The sequence below is a fragment of the Streptacidiphilus jiangxiensis genome (assembly GCF_900109465.1).
GTDB classification, from domain to species: domain Bacteria; phylum Actinomycetota; class Actinomycetes; order Streptomycetales; family Streptomycetaceae; genus Streptacidiphilus; species Streptacidiphilus jiangxiensis.
The window spans coordinates 1-16,853 of record NZ_FOAZ01000003.1; the positions used below are offsets into that span (position 1 = coordinate 1).

Genomic DNA, 16,853 nt, shown 5'->3' on the forward strand with positions numbered 1-16,853 from the left:
CCACCGATACGGACCCGGGACTTGAACGGCGCAGCCGGGTTACCGGTGCCCTGGTACAGCCACAGCACCCCACTCGCATCCCGCGCCACCAGGTCACCGGTGCCGTCGGCCCTCTGTCCTGCGAGGCTGGTCAGCATCTTGTAGGTGTTCCAACCGGGGCCGATCTCGGCGCGGGGCTCGAACACTCGGGAGGAGATGCCACTGCCCTGGTACTGCCACAGAGCGCCGGCGGCATCACGGGCTATGAGGTTCATTCGAGCGGAGGCGGCCAGGCCGACGGTCACTGGATACGTCACGCTCGCCTTGCGCCCTGCTGCGTCCCCTTCAGTCAGCTTGACCTGGTAAGTGCCGGGGAACTCGTAGGTGTGTGTGGTCTTCCCCGGGGTGGAGATGTCCACCGGGCCCGTACCGTCACCGAAGTCCATGGTGCGGCTCGTGATCGTTGAGGAGTCCGTCGAGGATCCCGTGTCCGCCTGGACCGTCAACGACTGGCTGCCCCCGACAGGGCTGATCTGAGCCAAGGGTGTGAGCGGGGCGGGTTCGCTGATCTGGGCCGAGGCCTGGGCCGCCGCGTGCTTCGCGTCGCCTGCGTAGCTGACGGCGTAGTGGTAGACCGTGCCGTCGGCGGCGGTGGGCAGGGTGTCGGTGAAGGAGTAGCTGCCGTCCCCGTTCACCGGCACTGCCGCGTCGAGGACGGTGCCGTCGCGGGAGACCGAGACGGTGATGCCGGCGTCCCAGGCGCCCCAGCCGGACGCCAGCGTGCCGCTGACGGTGACCTGCTGCCCCGGAACGGCGGTGGCCGGCGTGGTCGCGTTCAGCCTCGTGGTGGCCAACTCGGGGTTGGTCAGGATGTGCAGGACCGGGTTGTCGCCGCCCTCGGAGTCGGCGGTGATCGTGTACAGGCGAGACTGGTCGCTGGACCAGGCCACCGCGCCACCGGGCACCCCTCCGCCGATGCCGAAGGAGCGCAGCTCGCCGCCGGCGAAGGTGTGGACGTCGCCGCCCTGGACCCCGACCGCGAGAATCCCGTCGGCACCGATCGCCAGGGAGGTCGGCATCATGGTGCCGTCGGTGATCTTCGGCACCGGGTACGCCTGGTACACGGTCATCGAGGCGATGTCGTAGACCTCGACGGCGTTGTCGTCCCAGCCGGTCACGACGTCCAGGCCGTCGGCCGTGACATCGAGGGCCACCAGGCTGACCCCGGCCCTGGTCACGGTCTTCCCCGCCACCGGCGTGCCGGAGGACACGTCGTAGGAACGCACCCAGCTGCCGGTGTGGTCGCCGTCGGCGAGGACCAGCCCGGACGTGCCGAAGGACGTGCCGAAGGCCTTGAGGTGCACCGGGGCGAAGCCGGCGTCCACGATGGGGGTCAGGGTGACGACCGGGGTGGCGCCGCTGAGATCCAGCGAGCCGAGGCCGTACTCCGTGCCCTTCGCGTAGCCGAACCAGACCGTGCTGCCGATCACGGCGACCGAGGTCGGCGTGACGCCGTCGCCGAGCGCGTAGTGCGCGGTCTCCGCCGGAACGGCCGCGGTGGCGTCGATGGCGGCGATGGACGAGTCCTTGGACCGCGCCACATAGAGCGTGGAACCGTCCTTGGACAGCGCCATGGCGGCGGCACCGGGCTCGTTGGGTATCGGCGTGGCGTTGCCGCCGTCCAGGTCCGTGACGAGGACCTGGTTCTCGGCCTTGGTGCCGCCGAGAGCGAGCGCGCTGGGCGCGGTGAAGAAGAGGTGGCTCGGCGTCGCGACCATCTGCCCGAAATCGGCGAGCGACGAGGACAGCGGGACCGGAGCGGGATCCGCGGCCGTGGCCGAGGCGACCGGGCCGAGTGTGCTGGTGAGCCCGGCGACGACGGCCATGGCCGCCAGCACCGAGACCCGCTTGAGCTGCATGAGTTACCCCTGGAACTGGAGAAAGACGTTCGGAGGGGCATGCGCGATCGGGCGCACCGCCGCACCTCCGCCACGAAAGATGAGACGTACGGTAGCCGATGCATAAGACAATCGACCAGACGGTTTCACCGCACACGGACGTTCGTGCCGAAGGTCCCGTAGATCCCGAATGTCACGCCAACACCACGATTGAAGTCGGCAGATGAAGGCACAGGACGTCCTGGAGCTCTGAGAGGGCCCGCCGCCGAGCGCAGGCCGGTGATCCTCGAATCCGGGCTTCGGTCGCCGGACGGGCATCAAGGCGCTACCGACTGTCCCGACACGGCACCGGCTGGCAACTCGTCCAAGCGCGTCGATCGGGGCGGCGGTGGCCGACGACGGCCGGACCGACAGGTGGAGCTGGCTCCACCTGTTCCTACGTGCCTGTGCTGTCTCGACGGTGGGTGCTGGCAGGCTCCTCGCCCGTGCCCGTGGTCCCTAGCGTCGTGTGTGGCGACTTCGGCCGCCTGACGTGCGACGGAGCAAGCGAGGAGCTATGGGACAGATCAATGGGCGGAGCGACGGTCCTGCACTGACGGTCACGACCGGGCAGGGGGATGCGCTGACTCTCGACAAGGTCAGCCGAAGGTACGGGAAGGTCGCACCCGCGTTGGACGAGGTGAGCCTGAATGTGCCGCGTGGCGGCTTTCTCGCGGTGATGGGCCGGTCGGGTTCGGGCAAGTCCACGTTGCTGCAGTGCGCCGCAGGTCTCGAACGGCCCAACAGCGGAACGGTGCGGCTCGGAGGGACCGACCTCGCGGAGCTCAAGGAGCCCGCGCTCAGTCGGCTGCGGCGTGACCGGATCGGCTTCGTCTTCCAATCCCTCAACCTGGTGCCGTCGTTGACGGTGCTGGAGAACACCGTGCTGCCGCTGATGCTGGCGGGATCGGCGCGGCTGGAGCGGGGGTTGGCCGCACTGGCGTCGGTCGGGTTGGCGGACCGCGCGCAGGACGTCCCGGCCAGGCTGTCCGGTGGGCAGCAGCAGCGGGTGGCGATCGCGCGGGCTCTGGTCACCGAGCCGGAGGTGATCTTCGCTGACGAGCCCACGGCCGCGCTCGACCCGGTGACCGCCGATGAGGTCCTGGCGCTGCTGCGGTCGGCGGTGGATCAGCGGGGTCGGACGGTCGTTCTGGTCACCCACGACCCCATGGCCGCGCAGTGGGCCGATGAGGCGGTCTTCCTCGACTCTGGCAGGATCGCGGGCCGCCTGGCGCATCCGGAGGCCGGCGACGTCCGCCAGGCACTTCGCGGGCTGGGACGGCAGCGATGAACACGGCGGCAAAGTGCACGGCGGACAAGCGCGTCGACAAGCCGCGGGCGCCGTGGCGGGAGGGCCGCGCAGCCACGCGCCTGCTCGCCTCGCGTGCGCTGAAGACCCACCGCAGGGCATGGTCGTCGCTGTTCGTGGCGCTCGCGATGGTCTCGGCGCTGCTCGGCGGCGTGGTCCTGGCGATCGGTTCGGCCGCGCTCGGCCACGCCTCGGTGGACCGGTACGCAGCGGCACCCGTGGTGGTGACGGGCAACCAGTCCACGCAGTACACGTCGAAGCCCTGGGGCGACCCGCCCACGACGGCGACGGCACCGCTCACCGAAAGGGTCGGTGTGCCGGTCGGCACAGTCGCCCTGTTGCGCTCGCTGCCGGAGGTGGGGTCGGTGGTCGCGGACGACGTCTTCACCGTGCCCGGGGTGCGCGCGGACAACCAGGTCCAGGTCCAGGACCAGGCGGTGGTCGGACGGCCCTGGCCGGCCGCCGCGTTGGCACCGTACGGGCTTCGTGACGGTCGGGCCCCGGAGCAGCCCGACCAGGTGGTCGCGAGTACCGGCCTCGGTCTTCGGACCGGGCAGGAGGTCACGACAGCGACCGCGGGCAGGTACCGGGTCGTCGGGGTCGCGGACGGTCCGCCGGCGCTCTACTTCACCCAGGACCGGGCGCAGGAGCTGGCCGGGCACCCGGCCTCCGTCGACGCCATAGGGGTGCTGCCCGCCTCCGGCGTCCCGGCACAGCGGCTGTCCACCGAGGTGCGGCACGCGCTGGACGCCGGCCGCATCCAGGACATGAGTGTGGGCCGGCGGGCTCCGGGCGATTCCTCGTCGCTGCGGGTGCTGACGGGTGACGGTCGGGGGAATGCCGAGTATCTGGCGACCGCGCCCGTCCAGGGCGAGTTGCTGGGGATGCTGGCCACGGTCTCCGGGCTGGTTCTCGTGATCGCGCTGCTTGTTCTGTCCTCCCTGGTGGCCCAGGCACTCCAACAGCGCTCCGGTGAACTCGCCCTGCTGCGCGCGGTCGGGATGACGCCGCGCCAGTTGCGTTCCTCGGTCGGAAGGGAGGTCGTGCGGATCGCCGTGTGGGCCGCACTGGTCGGCGCGGTCGTCGCGGTACCGGCCTTCCTGGGACTGTGGCACCTGCTGCGGATCGAGGGGGCGCTGCCGGACGGCCTCGAACTGCCCACCCCGCCGTGGCTGTTCACCGGGGTCCTGGTCACGGCAGGGCTGACGGTCGGTGCGGCGCGGTCGGTCGTCCCGTTCGCCTGCGGCCGACCGACGGAGCGCCCCGTGGAACCGGGGACGGCCCGGCGGATCACCGGTCTGGTCCTGCTGTTCTGCGGGGTGAGCGCGGCGGGTGCCGCGACCGTGCAGAGCAGTGACGCCGCCGCGGCTGCGGCGGGGACGGCGGCCGTGACCATGGTCGCCGCCTGCGCGCTACTAGGCCCTTGGATCGCTCGCGGTGCGCTGCTCGTCCTGGGTGGACCGATGCGGCATCTGGGTGGCGCGTCCGGCAGGCTCGCGGCCGCCGCCTGTGCGTCGGACACCCGGCGGCTGGGTGCGGCGATCACCCCGATCGTGCTGGTGATCGCCTTCGTCGCGGTGCAGTTCTCGGCGGGCTCCACCATGGTCCACGCGGGGGCCGCGCAGGCCGATCGGGCGATGCGCGCCGAGTTCTCGGTGTCGGGCGCGGGCGTCACGGCCCAGCAGGCCCTCAGGGTGCCGGGGGTCGCGGCGGCCACGGACATCCTGCCGGGCACGGTGATCCTGGCGCACACCTCGGCGGGCAGCCCGCTGCTGGACCGGCTGCCCGTACTCGGGGTCACCCCGCAGGGGCTGTCAGGCACTCTGGACCCAGGGGTGACCGACGGCCGTCTCACCGATCTCGGGCAGCCCGACACGGTGGCGGTGAGCGCCGCACGCGCCAAGTCCCTCGACGTGGGGGTCGGCTCGACGGTGACCCTGCGCTTCGACGACGGGCAGCAGCAGCGGCTGCGGGTCGTCGCGGTCTACGACCGGTCGCTGGCCCTGGGCGACTTCATGCTGGCACGGGACGAACTGGCTCGGCACATGTCCGCGCCGGCGGCTCAGCAGGTCCTGGCGGCAACGGTCCTGGGCGCGGACCGGGGCCGTGTCCGGCTCGCCCTCCAGCGTCTCGGCCACGGCGCAGGGGCACAGGTCCAGTCTCCGCCCGCACCCATACAGCTCACCGTCGAGGGCGCGCGGTTGAACAGCACCATGTCGACGGTCCTGATGGCCGCGATCGCCGCTCTCACCGTGATCGCGGTGTTCAGCACGCTCGCGCTGATCACGGTCGGCCGCTGTCCCGAACTGGCCCTGCTGCGCCGCCTGGGCGCGAGCCGGAAACAACTGCGCCGGATGCTGCGGATGGAGGCGGCAGCGGTCACCACGACCGGCCTGGTGGTGGGCGCGGGCATCGCCGCGTTCCCCCTGCTGGCCTTCACCCTGACCATCGCCCGCAGCCTGCCGTACCTGCCGCCGGCCGAGCTGGGCCTGATGGTGGCGGTCCCGGTACTCACCGGCTTCGCGGGTGTACTCGCCCCGGCCCGCCGGGTGCTGCGCCGCCGCACCACCTGACCCGGTAGGGCTCAGGACCGCAGGCGCTCAGGAGTTGAGGAAGGCGAGGACGGCCAGCACCCTGCGGTGCCCGGTGTCGCTCGGTGACAGGCCCAGCTTCGCGAAGAGGTTGCTGATGTGCTTGTGCACCGAGCGCTCCGTGATCACCAGTGCCTTCGCGATCGACGCGTTGTCCTGTCCCTGTGCCATCAGTCCCAGGACCTCGCGTTCCCTGGGGGTGAGGGCGTCCAGGGGATGGTCGCGGCGGCGCTGCATCAGTTCCGTCACCACCTCCGGGTCCAGCGCGGTACCGCCCGCCGCCACCCGCTCCAATGCGTCGAGGAACTCGTCGACCCGGCCCACCCGGTCCTTCAGCAGATAGCCGACACCCCGGGCGCCGCCGTTGAGCAGCTCGGCGGCGTAGGTCTCCTCGACGTACTGGGACAGGACCAGGACCGGCAGGTCCGGCAGTTGCTCGCGCGCGGCGAGAGCCGCCCGCAGCCCCTCGTCACGGAAGTCGGGGGGCATCCTGACGTCCAGCACGGCGACGTCCGGACGGTGCTCCAGCAGCAGCGGGAGTACCTCCGGACCGGTGGAGGCCGTGCCCACCACCTCGTGCCCCGAGGACGAGAGAAGCAGTTGCAGCCCCTCCCGCAGCAGGACGTTGTCCTCGGCGATCACTACCCGCACGACGGTTCCCCTCGGAGACGGTCTACCTCTGAACCTTGGTGGTCACCACGCGCACGGCAGCTCCACAGTGATCACAGTAGGACCTCCCGCCGGGCTGGTGATGCCCACGGTTCCGTCGAGCGCCGCCACCCGGCGACGCATTCCGAGCAGCCCCGAGCCGTCACCGCTCGCCAGGGCCCCGCCGCGCCCCTCGTCGCGCACCGAGATGCGGAGCGTCCCGGGCGACCGGATCAGTTCCACCTGCGCCTGGTCGGAGCCGCTGTGCTTCGCGGCATTGGTCAGCGCCTCCGCCACCGCGAAGTACGCCGCCGCCTCGACTGCGGCGGGCGCGCGCGGCCCGTCCTCGACGCCGCCTGTCTCGACGTCCACGGCCAGCCCGCTGCCCGCCGCCAGCGCGCGGACGGCCCCCGCCAGTCCGCGGTCGGTCAGGATCGGCGGGTGAATGCCGCGCACGACATGGCGCAGTTCGGTCAGGGCCGTCTCGGCCTGGTCCTGCGCCTCCTCCAGCAGCCGTCGCGCGGTCGCCGGGTCGGAGTCGTACGCCCGACGGGCCATCCCCAGCCGCATGGAAAGCGCCACCAGGTGCGCCTGTGCCCCGTCGTGCAGGTCCCGCTCGATCCGGCGCAGTTCTGCGCCGTGGGCGGCCACCGCTCCCGCCCTGGTGACGGTCAGTTCCTCGATCCGCTCGGCCGTGCCGGCGTCCGGGGAGTGCTGCAGCAGCAGGCGCGACCAGGACGCCTCCAGGTCGGCGAGCCGCCCGATCACCGGCAGCAGCACCGCGTCGTTCCCGGCCACGCCGCACCAGACAGCGTCGACCAGCAGCGCGGGCACCCACAGCAGCAGCGCCGCACTCATCAGCGCCAGGCCGTAGACGAGGTCCGCGGCCATCCACAACAGGTCGCGGGCCGTACCGGGATCACTGGCTGCCGTCCGCAAGCGCGCTTTCAGCGAACCGGCCAGGGGCAGATACGCCTCCGGCAGCGGCTCCCCGGTCCACTCGGAGGTACGGCGGCGCTGGAAGCCGGCGACCCGGCGCAGCGTGAGTACGCCCTCGGGCAGCACCCCGGCGCCGATCACGGTCACCGACAGGACCGCGGCGACCATCAGCACGCCGAGCAGCAGATAGCAGGCCACGCTGACTCCCGCTCCGACCAGCAGCTGGACCGAAGCCCTTCCCGCTCTTCGGACCGGTTCGCGCATACGGATCAGGCTAAGCGACCCACGCGGGGAGCAGGGTGTAGCGGGCTACACCATTGATCGGGGGGACTGCTCTGATGCGACCGTTCCCAGCACACGGGCAGAGTGGAGGACGTAGGCAAGGCAGCCACCAGAACAAAGCTGCCGATCACTTTTCAGCTCAGCACAGGAGGCACCACCCCATGAAGGCCACGCTCTGGATCCTGCTCGTCATCGCTCTCGGCGCGGCCGTCTACTTCACCAACTTCTCCGACCTCAGCGGAGCCACCGCGATCATCAGCCGGGCGGTGTCCGGCGTCGTCGCCGTCGCTACCGGAGTCGGCCTGTGGCTGATGCGCGGAGAGAAGAACGCCTCCTGAGCGATCCGGTTGTGGAGCGATGACACAGCTCAGGTCAGGTAGCCGGCGAGGTTGCCGAGGCTGAGCATCGGCACGGTGTGCGCGACGTCGCCCGTGGTCACGCCCGCCGCGACCTGCTGGGACGGGGAGTCGGACGCGATCAGCCCGGGGTGCGCGTCCTCCCAGGCGGTGATGGAGCGCAGCAGCCGGTCGTAGGTGTCGTCGTCCAGGCTGGACTCGCCGGAACCGTAGTAGGCCTCGGCAGCCGTGCGCGCCTTGGCGACGGCGTCGAGGTAGGCGGCCGCGTCAGCAAGATCGGCAGTCGGTGCGATTGCGGAGGGCTTCGTCATGCTGCCCATCTTGGTGACCTGGACTGACAGCACGACTGTGGCGCTGCGGGGGCTCGCCGTGGCGCCCGCACGGTAGGGCCCGGCGAGGACGGCGCGGAGGAACGCAAAACGGCCCATCGGGACTACGAATGCAGAAGGCCCGCCCCGGTTTCCCGGTGCGGGCCTTCTACCTGCGGAGGCTACGAGATCCGGACGGAATCGCCAGCGTCCTGACGTGCGGAGGGCACCCCCTGCGCAAAGTCCCGCCTGCGGTGCTTCGGCTCGGTGCCGAAGGGCACCGACCGTCAGGCCGTCCCGTATGGCGCAGGCTCTTACTAGCTGTATTGGTAGCGACAGGCGATGACGCACACGGTGTCGGCTTGCTCGTCCAGGACGTAGATCAGACGGTGCTCCTGGTCGATCCGACGGGACCATGCCCCAGCGAGCTCATGGCGCAAGGGTTCGGGCTTGCCGATGCCCTCATTGCCGTTGCGGCGGATGTCGTCGATCAGTTGGTTGATGCGCTTGAGGAGGCGGCGGTCGTCCGCTTGCCAGGACAAGTAGTCGTTCCGGCCGTGCTCGGTGAACTGGACCTTCACGCGGTCTGCTCGCTGAGGTCTTCGGGGTCGATCAGCTCACGGGCCTGGGCGCGGCCTTGCTGGTATTCCTGCAGAGAGCGGCGCAGGTGCTCGGCATTGGCCGGGGAGCGCAGCAGGTAGTCGGTCTCGCGGAGTGAGGCGTACTCAGCGAGGGAGACGACGACCAGCGGTTCGTGGCCGGCACGGGTGATGACGAGTTCTTCGGCGTCGTTCTCGACGGCATCGAGCGCGGCGACCCGGCTGACGCTGCACGACTGACCGACCCCTCCAACGACAAAGGCCCGGACCGCGAGAAGCAGTCCGGGCCTTTGATCAAGGCGGAGGATACGAGATTCGAACTCGTGAGGGGTTGCCCCCAACACGCTTTCCAACTGTTCGTCCGGGTGTCCGGACGGGTTCGCCACCGTCCTGACCTGCGGCGGAGAGACCGGAGTGCGCAAGATCGGACGGCCCTGAACGGAGGTGAATGCAACTGGAACTGCAACTAACCGGGGGAACGTTTTCCCAGTTCAGGAGCCACAAGGACGTGGTCGACTGAACGTGCATCAGACTACGCTCGACGCCCCGTGCAGGGAGAGACGCTGGAGCTGATCAACGATTCCAGGAGGCGGTGGCCGACCGAGCAAAGGGGCTACCTGTGCATGCCGCGAGCTGTGAGCAATCCTCGTAGCCCAACTCGTGCATGGCCCAGCGAAGACGCCGCACGCTGACCCCCGGCCGGCTGCGGAGTCGGTCCGTCTCGGCACTGAAGGCCGCGAGCCTCCCGCGGTAGACAGCCACGTCTTGGATCGGGACCCCGTCGTCCTCCAGTGCCTGCAGCAAGTAGTAGAGGTCTGCGTGCGGCTCACGAAGGCAGACGCGCTCATCACTGACCGTGCGCACCCAGCCAGTCTCAATCGCGATATCCATGCAGAGCTCAACTGTTCCGGGGCTTACTCCGATGGCGCTCGCCAGAGCGATCTTGTCGTATGGCACGTCATGACCGCTGCCTTCCCAGGACTGACAGTCCTCCGAGATCGCGGAGGCCAGTTCGAAGAGACAGACCTTGACCACCTCCGGGAGGTCCGCGTCGCGAACCGAGTCGATGAAATCCTCGCGCTCGGTCGCGCTGTCTACTGGTTCTGCGGGCACGCCCTCTCCGCCGCCCTGTTGGCTGGCCTGGATGTCCTTCAGGGCTGCCTGGTACGACTTACCCGTGGCCGCCATGTGCTGCCTCGCCGCAGTCTTGCGCGCGTGCTGCTTGGTCAACCTGTTCACCCCTTCAGCAGCCGTCCCGTGATCCAGCTCCGCTGTGTGGTGATCGGTGGATGGCGTCTACCACGGCGATGATGCGGGGCACCTTCAGGTCACGAGTGCCGCCAGTCACGGGCCAACGGCTTGACCGAGACCGTCGCAAGGGCGGTCCTTCTTGCCCAACGACGAGCGTGCAAACGGGTCACGCTGGTGGCTCCATCTGCGGATTTCGGCTCACGCCATCGGCCTGGCGACCGATCCGGCAGTGCCGCGCCCGCTGCGCTCCGCCTCAGATTGCGGGGGTCGATTGCCCTCCGCTCGTCGTGGTGGCTTCCAGCCGCGCGGTCTCCCGGCGGGGGCTCCTCCGGGCCCCACCCCCGCCGGCCTGGAGCGCTCGTTGCGCGGCCACGAAAAGGGGTGCCGCCCCAGCGGGGCGGCACCCTTCATGTATTTCTCGGCGACGACCTACTCTCCCACGAGGTCCCCCTCGCAGTACCATCGGCGCTGTCAGGCTTAGCTTCCGGGTTCGGAATGTTGCCGGGCGTTTCCCTGACGCTGTGGTCACCGAAATCCTGTGGCGCGGGGATCGCTCCCTCAGCACGCAGAAGACAGCTTACATGCCTGCGCGCATGCGCTTGCACCTACTCGTCTCCGGCCCCAGGTACGACCTCGTACCAGGCCAGTTCATGGTTGGGCTCAGCAGCGAACCAGGCCCACGTACCAGGCGCGAGGTCCTTCAGGCGCCTCCGGGCCGCATCCGAGTTCCTGGACTCGAAGGCGGTGAGAAAGGAGCAACGGTCTGCGGCAATATTCTGCTCGGCAGCCCACTTCAGCAGGGCCGCTCGCCTTGTCTTGCGAATGACGCCGTCAGATGCAGCGACCTCAATAATCCAGAAGTGGACGGGGTTCGTACCGAGGTCCGCCATGATGATGTCGGGCAAGACGTTCTTGGAGTCGATGGTGATGCCCAGATTCTGCAGGGCTATGGCTTCCCCTAGGTGAACCTTATCGCCTGGCTCGGAAATCGCCAGAACGACTGGCGTCTGCAATCGGGAAAGCGACCATGTTTCAACGACGCCCTTGATGATCAGCGATGATTTTCCGGCCTCAAGGGACCGTGTTGCTCCCGTCGCACTATTAGGCAACTTGACAATTACAGCGTGTTTGACGTTCTCAGCTGCTGTCGCGAAGGAGACCCTCAGCTTGGCCCCTGGGTCTAGGTGCTCATCCCTCCAGGCGCTCGCAGCAACTTCCACCTCTTCAGCCGAGAGATCCGGGTCGAAAAGGTCCGCGAAATGATCGAGCAATGACCAACTCGGCCGGCTGCTGTTATTAGGCAAGCCTGCGCGCTTGCGGAGGGCGCCGTGTTCGCGCCATTCGTTGAAGGTCTCATCCCGCAGCGACTCCCGCGTGGTGTCACGGTAGGTCGCCGTGAACGTTTCCCCCCACTCCTCACACAAGGCCGCAACCTTCTTACTGCCCTTCGCTGCAGCCGCGCGCCAGGCGAGGCGCTCGTCGTCTGTCGAATGTGCCAGTGTGCCGACGGACATCCAGAGGACTGTGGTCGGACGCGCCCACTGCACTTGGTCCGCGTTGTCGGTAGCGCTGCAAACTGCATCGACGTAGATCAGCGCAGCGACGGCCAATCCGGCCAAGGGCGAAGAGAGGGCTGTGTCGAACGCAGTCCGCGGGAAGATCACCTGGAGGCGCCGTTCGGCTTCCTCGGGTTCGATGAGCTTCCTCAATTCACTCTCCTGTGGGTCGGTAGGCGGCAGCGACAGCAGCCTCCAGGGCTGCTCCTTGCAGGTCGTTCCACTTGCGCACCTCATCGCGGTGCGGCAGAGGGATCGACTCAAGCTCGTACGCGCTGAGTGCCACGGACCCGGAGATGCAGCGAACGACTCGATCCATGGTCTTGGTCGCGAGCAGTCGGGTCATGGCCTCGGGCGTCAAGACCGGGTCTTTCGCGGTCGGACGCAGTACATTCACGTGGTTCTCAACGGTGACCCGGCCCTGGCGGTCGTCCAGGTCCTGCTGGCTGAGATGCGCCGCAACGAGTCGGCGCGACTGCTCGGGCGCGGTGGTTCGTTGCACGAGCACGGCAGGCTCGTTGAGCACCATGACCTTGAGATCGGATGCCACGGTCAGGGCGAGGAAGCGCATCTTGTCACGGGCGGGATCGCGGTGAAGTACCCCGCCGTCGAGATCTGCGGCCCAGATGACGTGGGAGCGCTCTGTGCCCTTGGTGGGGTACAGGTCATCGCTGCGGCGGTTCCACACCAGCGGCCCAGTGGAGGCTCGCCAGCCCAAGGAGGACAGGCTCTCCTTCATGGCGGAGGCGGCCGCGGCGATGGTGGCGTCGTCGGAGCGGCGTGGAAGGACCCAAGGGTCCCCGGTCCTTTGAACCTTGACGGCAGCGATCTGGGTCTCGGCGCTACCCAGGCTGCTGATGCGGGTCTTCATCCGCCGGCGTCGCTCGAAAGTTGCGAGGCAGGTCTCCTGGAGCACCGATGTGAACACGCCGCTTCGGTCCTCGACGAACGCGACGGCAGTCATCGCGGCCTCGCTTCCCAGATGGGAGCGCAGGTTGGAGAAGTAACGTCCGCTCGTGAAGCTGGTCGGCACGAGGGCGGCGAGCACACCTTCGTCGTCCAGCGCGTCGACCGCACCAGCCATGAACAGCCCATAGAGGTTCGCGTGGCCGTAAAGCACGTGGGCGTAGCGCTCACGCTCGGCCGGCGCCAGGCGCACCCGGCCGTAAGGCGGGTTCATGACCACGACGCGCGCTGCCTGCTGGGGCATGTCGAGGCCGTCGCCCACGTGCGCGAGTCCGGGCAGTGGCCTGCGAAGGGCTTCAGGCACCCGCAACAGAGTGGGCAGCATCTCCGCAGCCAGAACGACGTTGGCCACCCAGACCGCGAAAGCGTCAGCATCTATCCCGCGAACGAGGTTGGGAAGCCCCGCCAGCGTCAGTGCTGGGTCCACCTCGTACGACGCCCGGAGGTGCTCTCGGAGGGCTGGGAGGAGAAGAGCTCCTGCCCCACAGGCGGGGTCGAGGACGAGCCCCTGGAGCACACGGTCGCGTGGCGGCAGCTTCAGGCTGGTGCGGGCGAGGTCCCAGAGGCGGACAGACAGCTCCGTGGGCGTGTAATGCCTGCCGTGACGGGCGCGAGTAGCCGACGACAGGGCCTCTACGTAAGCGCCCCCCACGCCTTCCGGGGTGAACGCAGATAGATCAACTGGAAGGCCCGCACTGCCAGAAAGGTCAACCGGCGGCTTTGCCTGGAGGGCCTGTTCGATATCGAGCCACTTGCCCGCCAAACCGACGGCCTTGGCCCTCGCCCGCCACCAGCCCGGCAGGCCAGCGAGAACAGTCGCCGCACTCGCGGTCAGATCAGCGGGCAGGTCGGTGATCTCCTCGCGGGAGCCCCGCGAACCCAGAGGTCGCGCCGCAACGGTGCTCACCATGGGTTCCGACAGTGCTGCGGCCACGAGCAGGTCCGGCATAGAGCGGCGCTCCTTCAGGGTAGGACTCCACGCAACAGTAGCGATCTGGAGTCGCTCTGTCCGCGAAAGGCCCCCATGGCCTCTGCCAAACCCCAGGAGTCGACACGCAATCTACACGATTACGCGATCGCATCGTTATCTGACGTTCGATTCTGAGTGTTCCGCTGCTGCCCAAACCTTCCGCACCCCGGTGACCGTGGACCCTCCCGCACGGCCTCTACCGCCCCAGAGCTACCGGTGCAGGGTCGGCCGGGTCGTCGGTGTGATGCGACTTCCTGCGGACTCTCCAGCCGCTTCGAGCAATTCGTCCCAGTCGGTGTGCGGGAACCATCCCTTGCCCATGAGGTGTGCAGTCCAGAGAACCAGGTCTGCCCAGCTTCGACAGCGATGCACCTCGATGGCATACGCATTGGCATCGGGCGCTGGGTCACAAGCCGAGTGGTGCACTTGCCAGCGGGCGGGTTCGGGGTGGGAGAGGTGGGCACTGAAGGAGACCTTCACGAACCCGGGCGAGGAGTGATCGGTTTCCAGTTGCTCCCAGGCGCGCTTGTTCACTGTGGCTTGCTCTACCTCAGCCATGTCCAGCCAGAGGTTGCCGTCGCCATCGCCAACAGCTTGCTTGCACGCATCGCAGATGGCTGCCAGTTCGTAAGTCACGATCGTCCCCTCCACATCGTCCCCTGGTCGAGCCCCAACCGCCCCACCGATCGGGAACTACCCGTGCAAAGCTGCATACGCACCTGACTGCCTCGGGCACCTTCTATCCGGCAACCGCCGTGGTTCATGGAACGGCTCTCCATTGCCAGGGTCGTGGTCCACGAAGGCCACGCAGACATGCAAGCCGCAACGCGGCTTGTTCGCGGGCGTGAGGGTGCTGGAGTGCAGCCTGGAGAGCGAAACAGACGAGACGCAGCTCGCGCATGTCGCGGAGCGCTGGGTAGCCGGCCCAGAGCTGCACGTTGGTGTCGCCGTACGCGTGGCAGTAGGCCAGGTAGTCGGCTTCAGAGAGCTCAGCGAAGGTGCCGCGTGACACGGCAGTGCTTGTGAGGTCCCACTCGGGCGGGCCGATGGAGGTACGTTCGAAGTCGAGGAGCAAGGCGGTACCGCTGTCGAGGACGGCAACGTTGCCAGTCCAGGCGTCGCCGTGGATGACGCATTCCGGCATGCCAGCAGGCAAATTGGCCCAGGCTTCGCGCAACTGAGCCAGGCGGTCCAGAAGCCACGCGCGCCCCTCCGGGTCAACGTCGGCCTCTTCGATGCGGTCGCCGAGCCGGACGAACGGGTCGAGGCGGCCGAGGTCGATGTCGGCGGGCACGGGCAGCGCGTGCAGTTGCCGGAGGAGATAGGCCAGGTTAGCGGTGGTGCCGGGGCGGTGCGGGGGAAGCTCCTGCCAGAACGTGACGGAACGGCCCCCGGCGTCGACGGCTTGCTCCAGCTCGGCGATCGGCCGGACGGCCGGCACACCGTTGCTGGCGAGCCAGCGGGCCACGGCGACTTCACGGGCGGCGGCGCGGTGCTGGCCTTCGCGCGAGATCCGGGCGACGATGCCGCCTGGCAGGCGCCACAGGGCGTTTTCGCCCAGGCGGATCACCTCGGCCTGGCGGGCGTCGGCGGTTTCGAGGCCGGCCAGATGGCATGCCTGGAAGAGGTGGGTCCGGCTGGCCTCGGCGGCCGCAGTGGTCGTCATGCGGTCAGTGCCTTCTTGATTCTGGCGTTGAGTTCGTCCGCGCCGGGGGCGTGGTGCTGGGTGGCGAGGGTGCCGAAGCGGGTGAGGTCGGTGGCCGCGCGGCGGGAGCGGACGCGGCCGACGTCGTCGAGGGCGATGTTCCCGATGACCGCCGCCTCGGCCGGGTCGCCCGTGATGGTGAGGAGGGCGGCGAGCTTGCTGCCGGACATGGCGCGGGAGCGACGGTAGGCGTCGGGGTGCTCGGCGACGGCGACCTGGAGCCGGTGAGCTGCTTGCTGGGCGGGGATGAGTCCGGTGACGGCAAGGTCGTAGAGGGCGTGGCCGGTGTCGCCGTGGTGTTGGGCGTTGTCGTAATAGGCGAGCCAGGTGGGTTCCTCGGCGCGGTTCTGGCGCGTGAACAGGTCGTCGGAGGTGCCGATGGCGGCGAGGGTCTCCTTCGCGAGGCCCATTTTGGCGAAGGCGCGGGCACGGGCATTGTTCAGCGCCGCCTGGGCGCTGGCGGACAGCCGGTCGGAGCGAGCGAGGCCGAGCTCTGCGTAGGTCAGGGCCTTGTCGGGGTCGTCGCACCAGACCTCCTGGCGTGCACGCCAGTTCAGAGAGCTGGCCCGCAGGTTCCAGTCGCCGGCCTCCTCGGCGCAGGATGTGGCGACGGTGAACAGGTGGCGCGCGTCGGCGTGGTGGAAGCTGTCGAAGGCGGACGCGCCAAGGGTGAGGCTGAGGCGTCCGACGGCGCCGAAGAGCTCGGTGCGCAGTGAAGATGGGCAGGAGTCGAGGAGACTGACAGCCTGGCGGAGCTGGGTGACTGCCGCGTCGCGGATCGGTCCGGCGGAACCATAGAAGTTCTCCCACCCGGTGAGGGTGTCGCAGGTCTCGTTGAGTCGGACGATGTCGTCGCGGGAGACCCGGCCTTCCGCAATGGCGGTGGAGGGCTGCAGGAGATCGAGGAGTTGGGCGAGACCGAGCCCGCCGGCGGTGTGGAGGAAGGCGCGTCGGTGCACGGGTGACTCCCTGTCGGGTGCTGTGCGGTTCCCCTCCAGGATGAGGCCCGCGCCGTGCCGTGTGGACGTCTCGATCGCGCTGTCTGCTTCGTGGGCGCGTTTGTCTGCTTCCGCCGCCATGAGCGGGTGGAAGCGCGACAGGACGCCCCCAGTGCTCAGTGCGTTGTCGAGGGCCTCGGCAAGGTGCCTGGTGCAGGGCCTGTCGCCGTTCTCGATCTTCCGGAGATAGTCCCCGCTGACGTGCACCAACGCGCCGAGTTCGGCGGGAGTCAGACCGCGGAGCTTCCGCCAGTGGTGCAGCTCGGCACCCATCCAGTCGGCCGGGGACCGGGTCGGCTGTAACGGGCGCTTCGGGTACGGCATTTGACTCCTCCTGCCCGTCGAAGCGGACGACTGCTGGTGTCGGCTTGCAAGCCCACCCGGGTCCCGTGCTGGGCGCGCCTAATAGTTGGCGAGCCATTCGTACCAAGCAATTACACCGCGTGACAGCGTCCTGGG

The 16,853-nt window shown here is 68.9% G+C and carries 15 protein-coding genes and 1 rRNA gene; 3 read left to right on the top strand and 13 right to left on the bottom strand.

Going from position 1 to position 16,853, the window contains the following annotated elements; all coding sequences use genetic code 11:
- Positions 1 to 1,898 (bottom strand): PKD domain-containing protein (locus BMY61_RS06295; RefSeq protein WP_143094193.1); only part of this gene is annotated, 1,898 nt, incomplete at its 3' end.
- Between the two features lie 535 nt (positions 1,899 to 2,433).
- Between BMY61_RS06295 and BMY61_RS06300 the strand changes: the two genes are divergently transcribed.
- Both BMY61_RS06300 and BMY61_RS06305 read left to right on the top strand, forming a co-directional pair.
- On the top strand, positions 2,434 to 3,207 hold the full coding sequence (locus BMY61_RS06300) for an ABC transporter ATP-binding protein (protein WP_042447689.1): 774 nt from the start codon (positions 2,434 to 2,436) through the stop codon (positions 3,205 to 3,207).
- Positions 3,204 to 5,798 carry an FtsX-like permease family protein gene (locus BMY61_RS06305; protein WP_082015016.1) on the top strand — a complete coding sequence of 865 codons (2,595 nt, stop codon included), beginning with the start codon at positions 3,204 to 3,206 and terminating at the stop codon, positions 5,796 to 5,798. The genes BMY61_RS06300 and BMY61_RS06305 overlap by 4 nt, the downstream gene beginning before the upstream one ends.
- Before the next feature lie 27 nt (positions 5,799 to 5,825).
- Here BMY61_RS06305 and BMY61_RS06310 read toward each other — a convergent pair whose 3' ends face one another.
- Both BMY61_RS06310 and BMY61_RS06315 read right to left on the bottom strand, forming a co-directional pair.
- Positions 5,826 to 6,467, bottom strand: a complete 642-nt coding sequence (locus BMY61_RS06310) for a response regulator (protein WP_042447686.1) — start codon at positions 6,465 to 6,467, stop codon at positions 5,826 to 5,828.
- 42 nt (positions 6,468 to 6,509) lie between these two features.
- A complete protein-coding gene (locus BMY61_RS06315) occupies positions 6,510 to 7,667 on the bottom strand; it encodes a sensor histidine kinase (RefSeq protein WP_042447683.1) in 1,158 nt (385 codons plus the stop codon).
- Positions 7,668 to 7,846: 179 nt separating this feature from the next.
- On the opposite strand from BMY61_RS06315, the gene BMY61_RS45980 reads away from it, so the two are divergent.
- Positions 7,847 to 8,023 (top strand): hypothetical protein, encoded by a 177-nt coding sequence (locus BMY61_RS45980; protein ID WP_161791253.1) that lies wholly within the window; start codon positions 7,847 to 7,849, stop codon positions 8,021 to 8,023.
- A gap of 29 nt (positions 8,024 to 8,052) precedes the next feature.
- On the opposite strand, the gene BMY61_RS06320 is transcribed toward BMY61_RS45980, so the two are convergent.
- The 10 genes from BMY61_RS06320 to BMY61_RS48310 all read right to left on the bottom strand — a co-directional run bounded on the left by BMY61_RS06320 (position 8,053) and on the right by BMY61_RS48310 (position 16,718).
- Positions 8,053 to 8,352: a hypothetical protein gene (locus tag BMY61_RS06320; protein ID WP_082015042.1), complete on the bottom strand. Its 300-nt coding sequence runs from the start codon at positions 8,350 to 8,352 to the stop codon at positions 8,053 to 8,055.
- Between the two features lie 314 nt (positions 8,353 to 8,666).
- Complete coding sequence (locus tag BMY61_RS06325; RefSeq protein WP_042447675.1) at positions 8,667 to 8,930, bottom strand: Txe/YoeB family addiction module toxin; 264 nt, start codon at positions 8,928 to 8,930, stop codon at positions 8,667 to 8,669.
- Complete coding sequence (locus tag BMY61_RS06330; protein ID WP_244904196.1) at positions 8,927 to 9,334, bottom strand: type II toxin-antitoxin system Phd/YefM family antitoxin; 408 nt, start codon at positions 9,332 to 9,334, stop codon at positions 8,927 to 8,929. The genes BMY61_RS06325 and BMY61_RS06330 overlap by 4 nt, the downstream gene beginning before the upstream one ends.
- Before the next feature lie 187 nt (positions 9,335 to 9,521).
- On the bottom strand, positions 9,522 to 10,178 hold the full coding sequence (locus BMY61_RS06335; RefSeq protein WP_143094194.1) for a hypothetical protein: 657 nt from the start codon (positions 10,176 to 10,178) through the stop codon (positions 9,522 to 9,524).
- A 437-nt stretch (positions 10,179 to 10,615) separates the two neighbouring features.
- Positions 10,616 to 10,732: ribosomal RNA gene (gene rrf, locus BMY61_RS06340) — 5S ribosomal RNA — on the bottom strand.
- A 72-nt stretch (positions 10,733 to 10,804) separates the two neighbouring features.
- Entirely contained in the window at positions 10,805 to 11,908 is a 1,104-nt protein-coding gene (locus BMY61_RS06345) for a BsuBI/PstI family type II restriction endonuclease (RefSeq protein WP_042447670.1), read from the bottom strand.
- Between the two features lies 1 nt (position 11,909).
- Complete coding sequence (locus BMY61_RS06350) at positions 11,910 to 13,670, bottom strand: Eco57I restriction-modification methylase domain-containing protein (protein WP_052438694.1); 1,761 nt, start codon at positions 13,668 to 13,670, stop codon at positions 11,910 to 11,912.
- A 231-nt stretch (positions 13,671 to 13,901) separates the two neighbouring features.
- A complete protein-coding gene (locus tag BMY61_RS44790; protein WP_143094195.1) occupies positions 13,902 to 14,327 on the bottom strand; it encodes a hypothetical protein in 426 nt (141 codons plus the stop codon).
- A gap of 124 nt (positions 14,328 to 14,451) precedes the next feature.
- Positions 14,452 to 15,357: a phosphotransferase family protein gene (locus tag BMY61_RS06355; protein ID WP_042447667.1), complete on the bottom strand. Its 906-nt coding sequence runs from the start codon at positions 15,355 to 15,357 to the stop codon at positions 14,452 to 14,454.
- Entirely contained in the window at positions 15,354 to 16,718 is a 1,365-nt protein-coding gene (locus tag BMY61_RS48310; RefSeq protein ID WP_042447664.1) for a helix-turn-helix domain-containing protein, read from the bottom strand. The genes BMY61_RS06355 and BMY61_RS48310 overlap by 4 nt, the downstream gene beginning before the upstream one ends.
- Between the last annotated feature and the right edge of the window lie 135 nt (positions 16,719 to 16,853).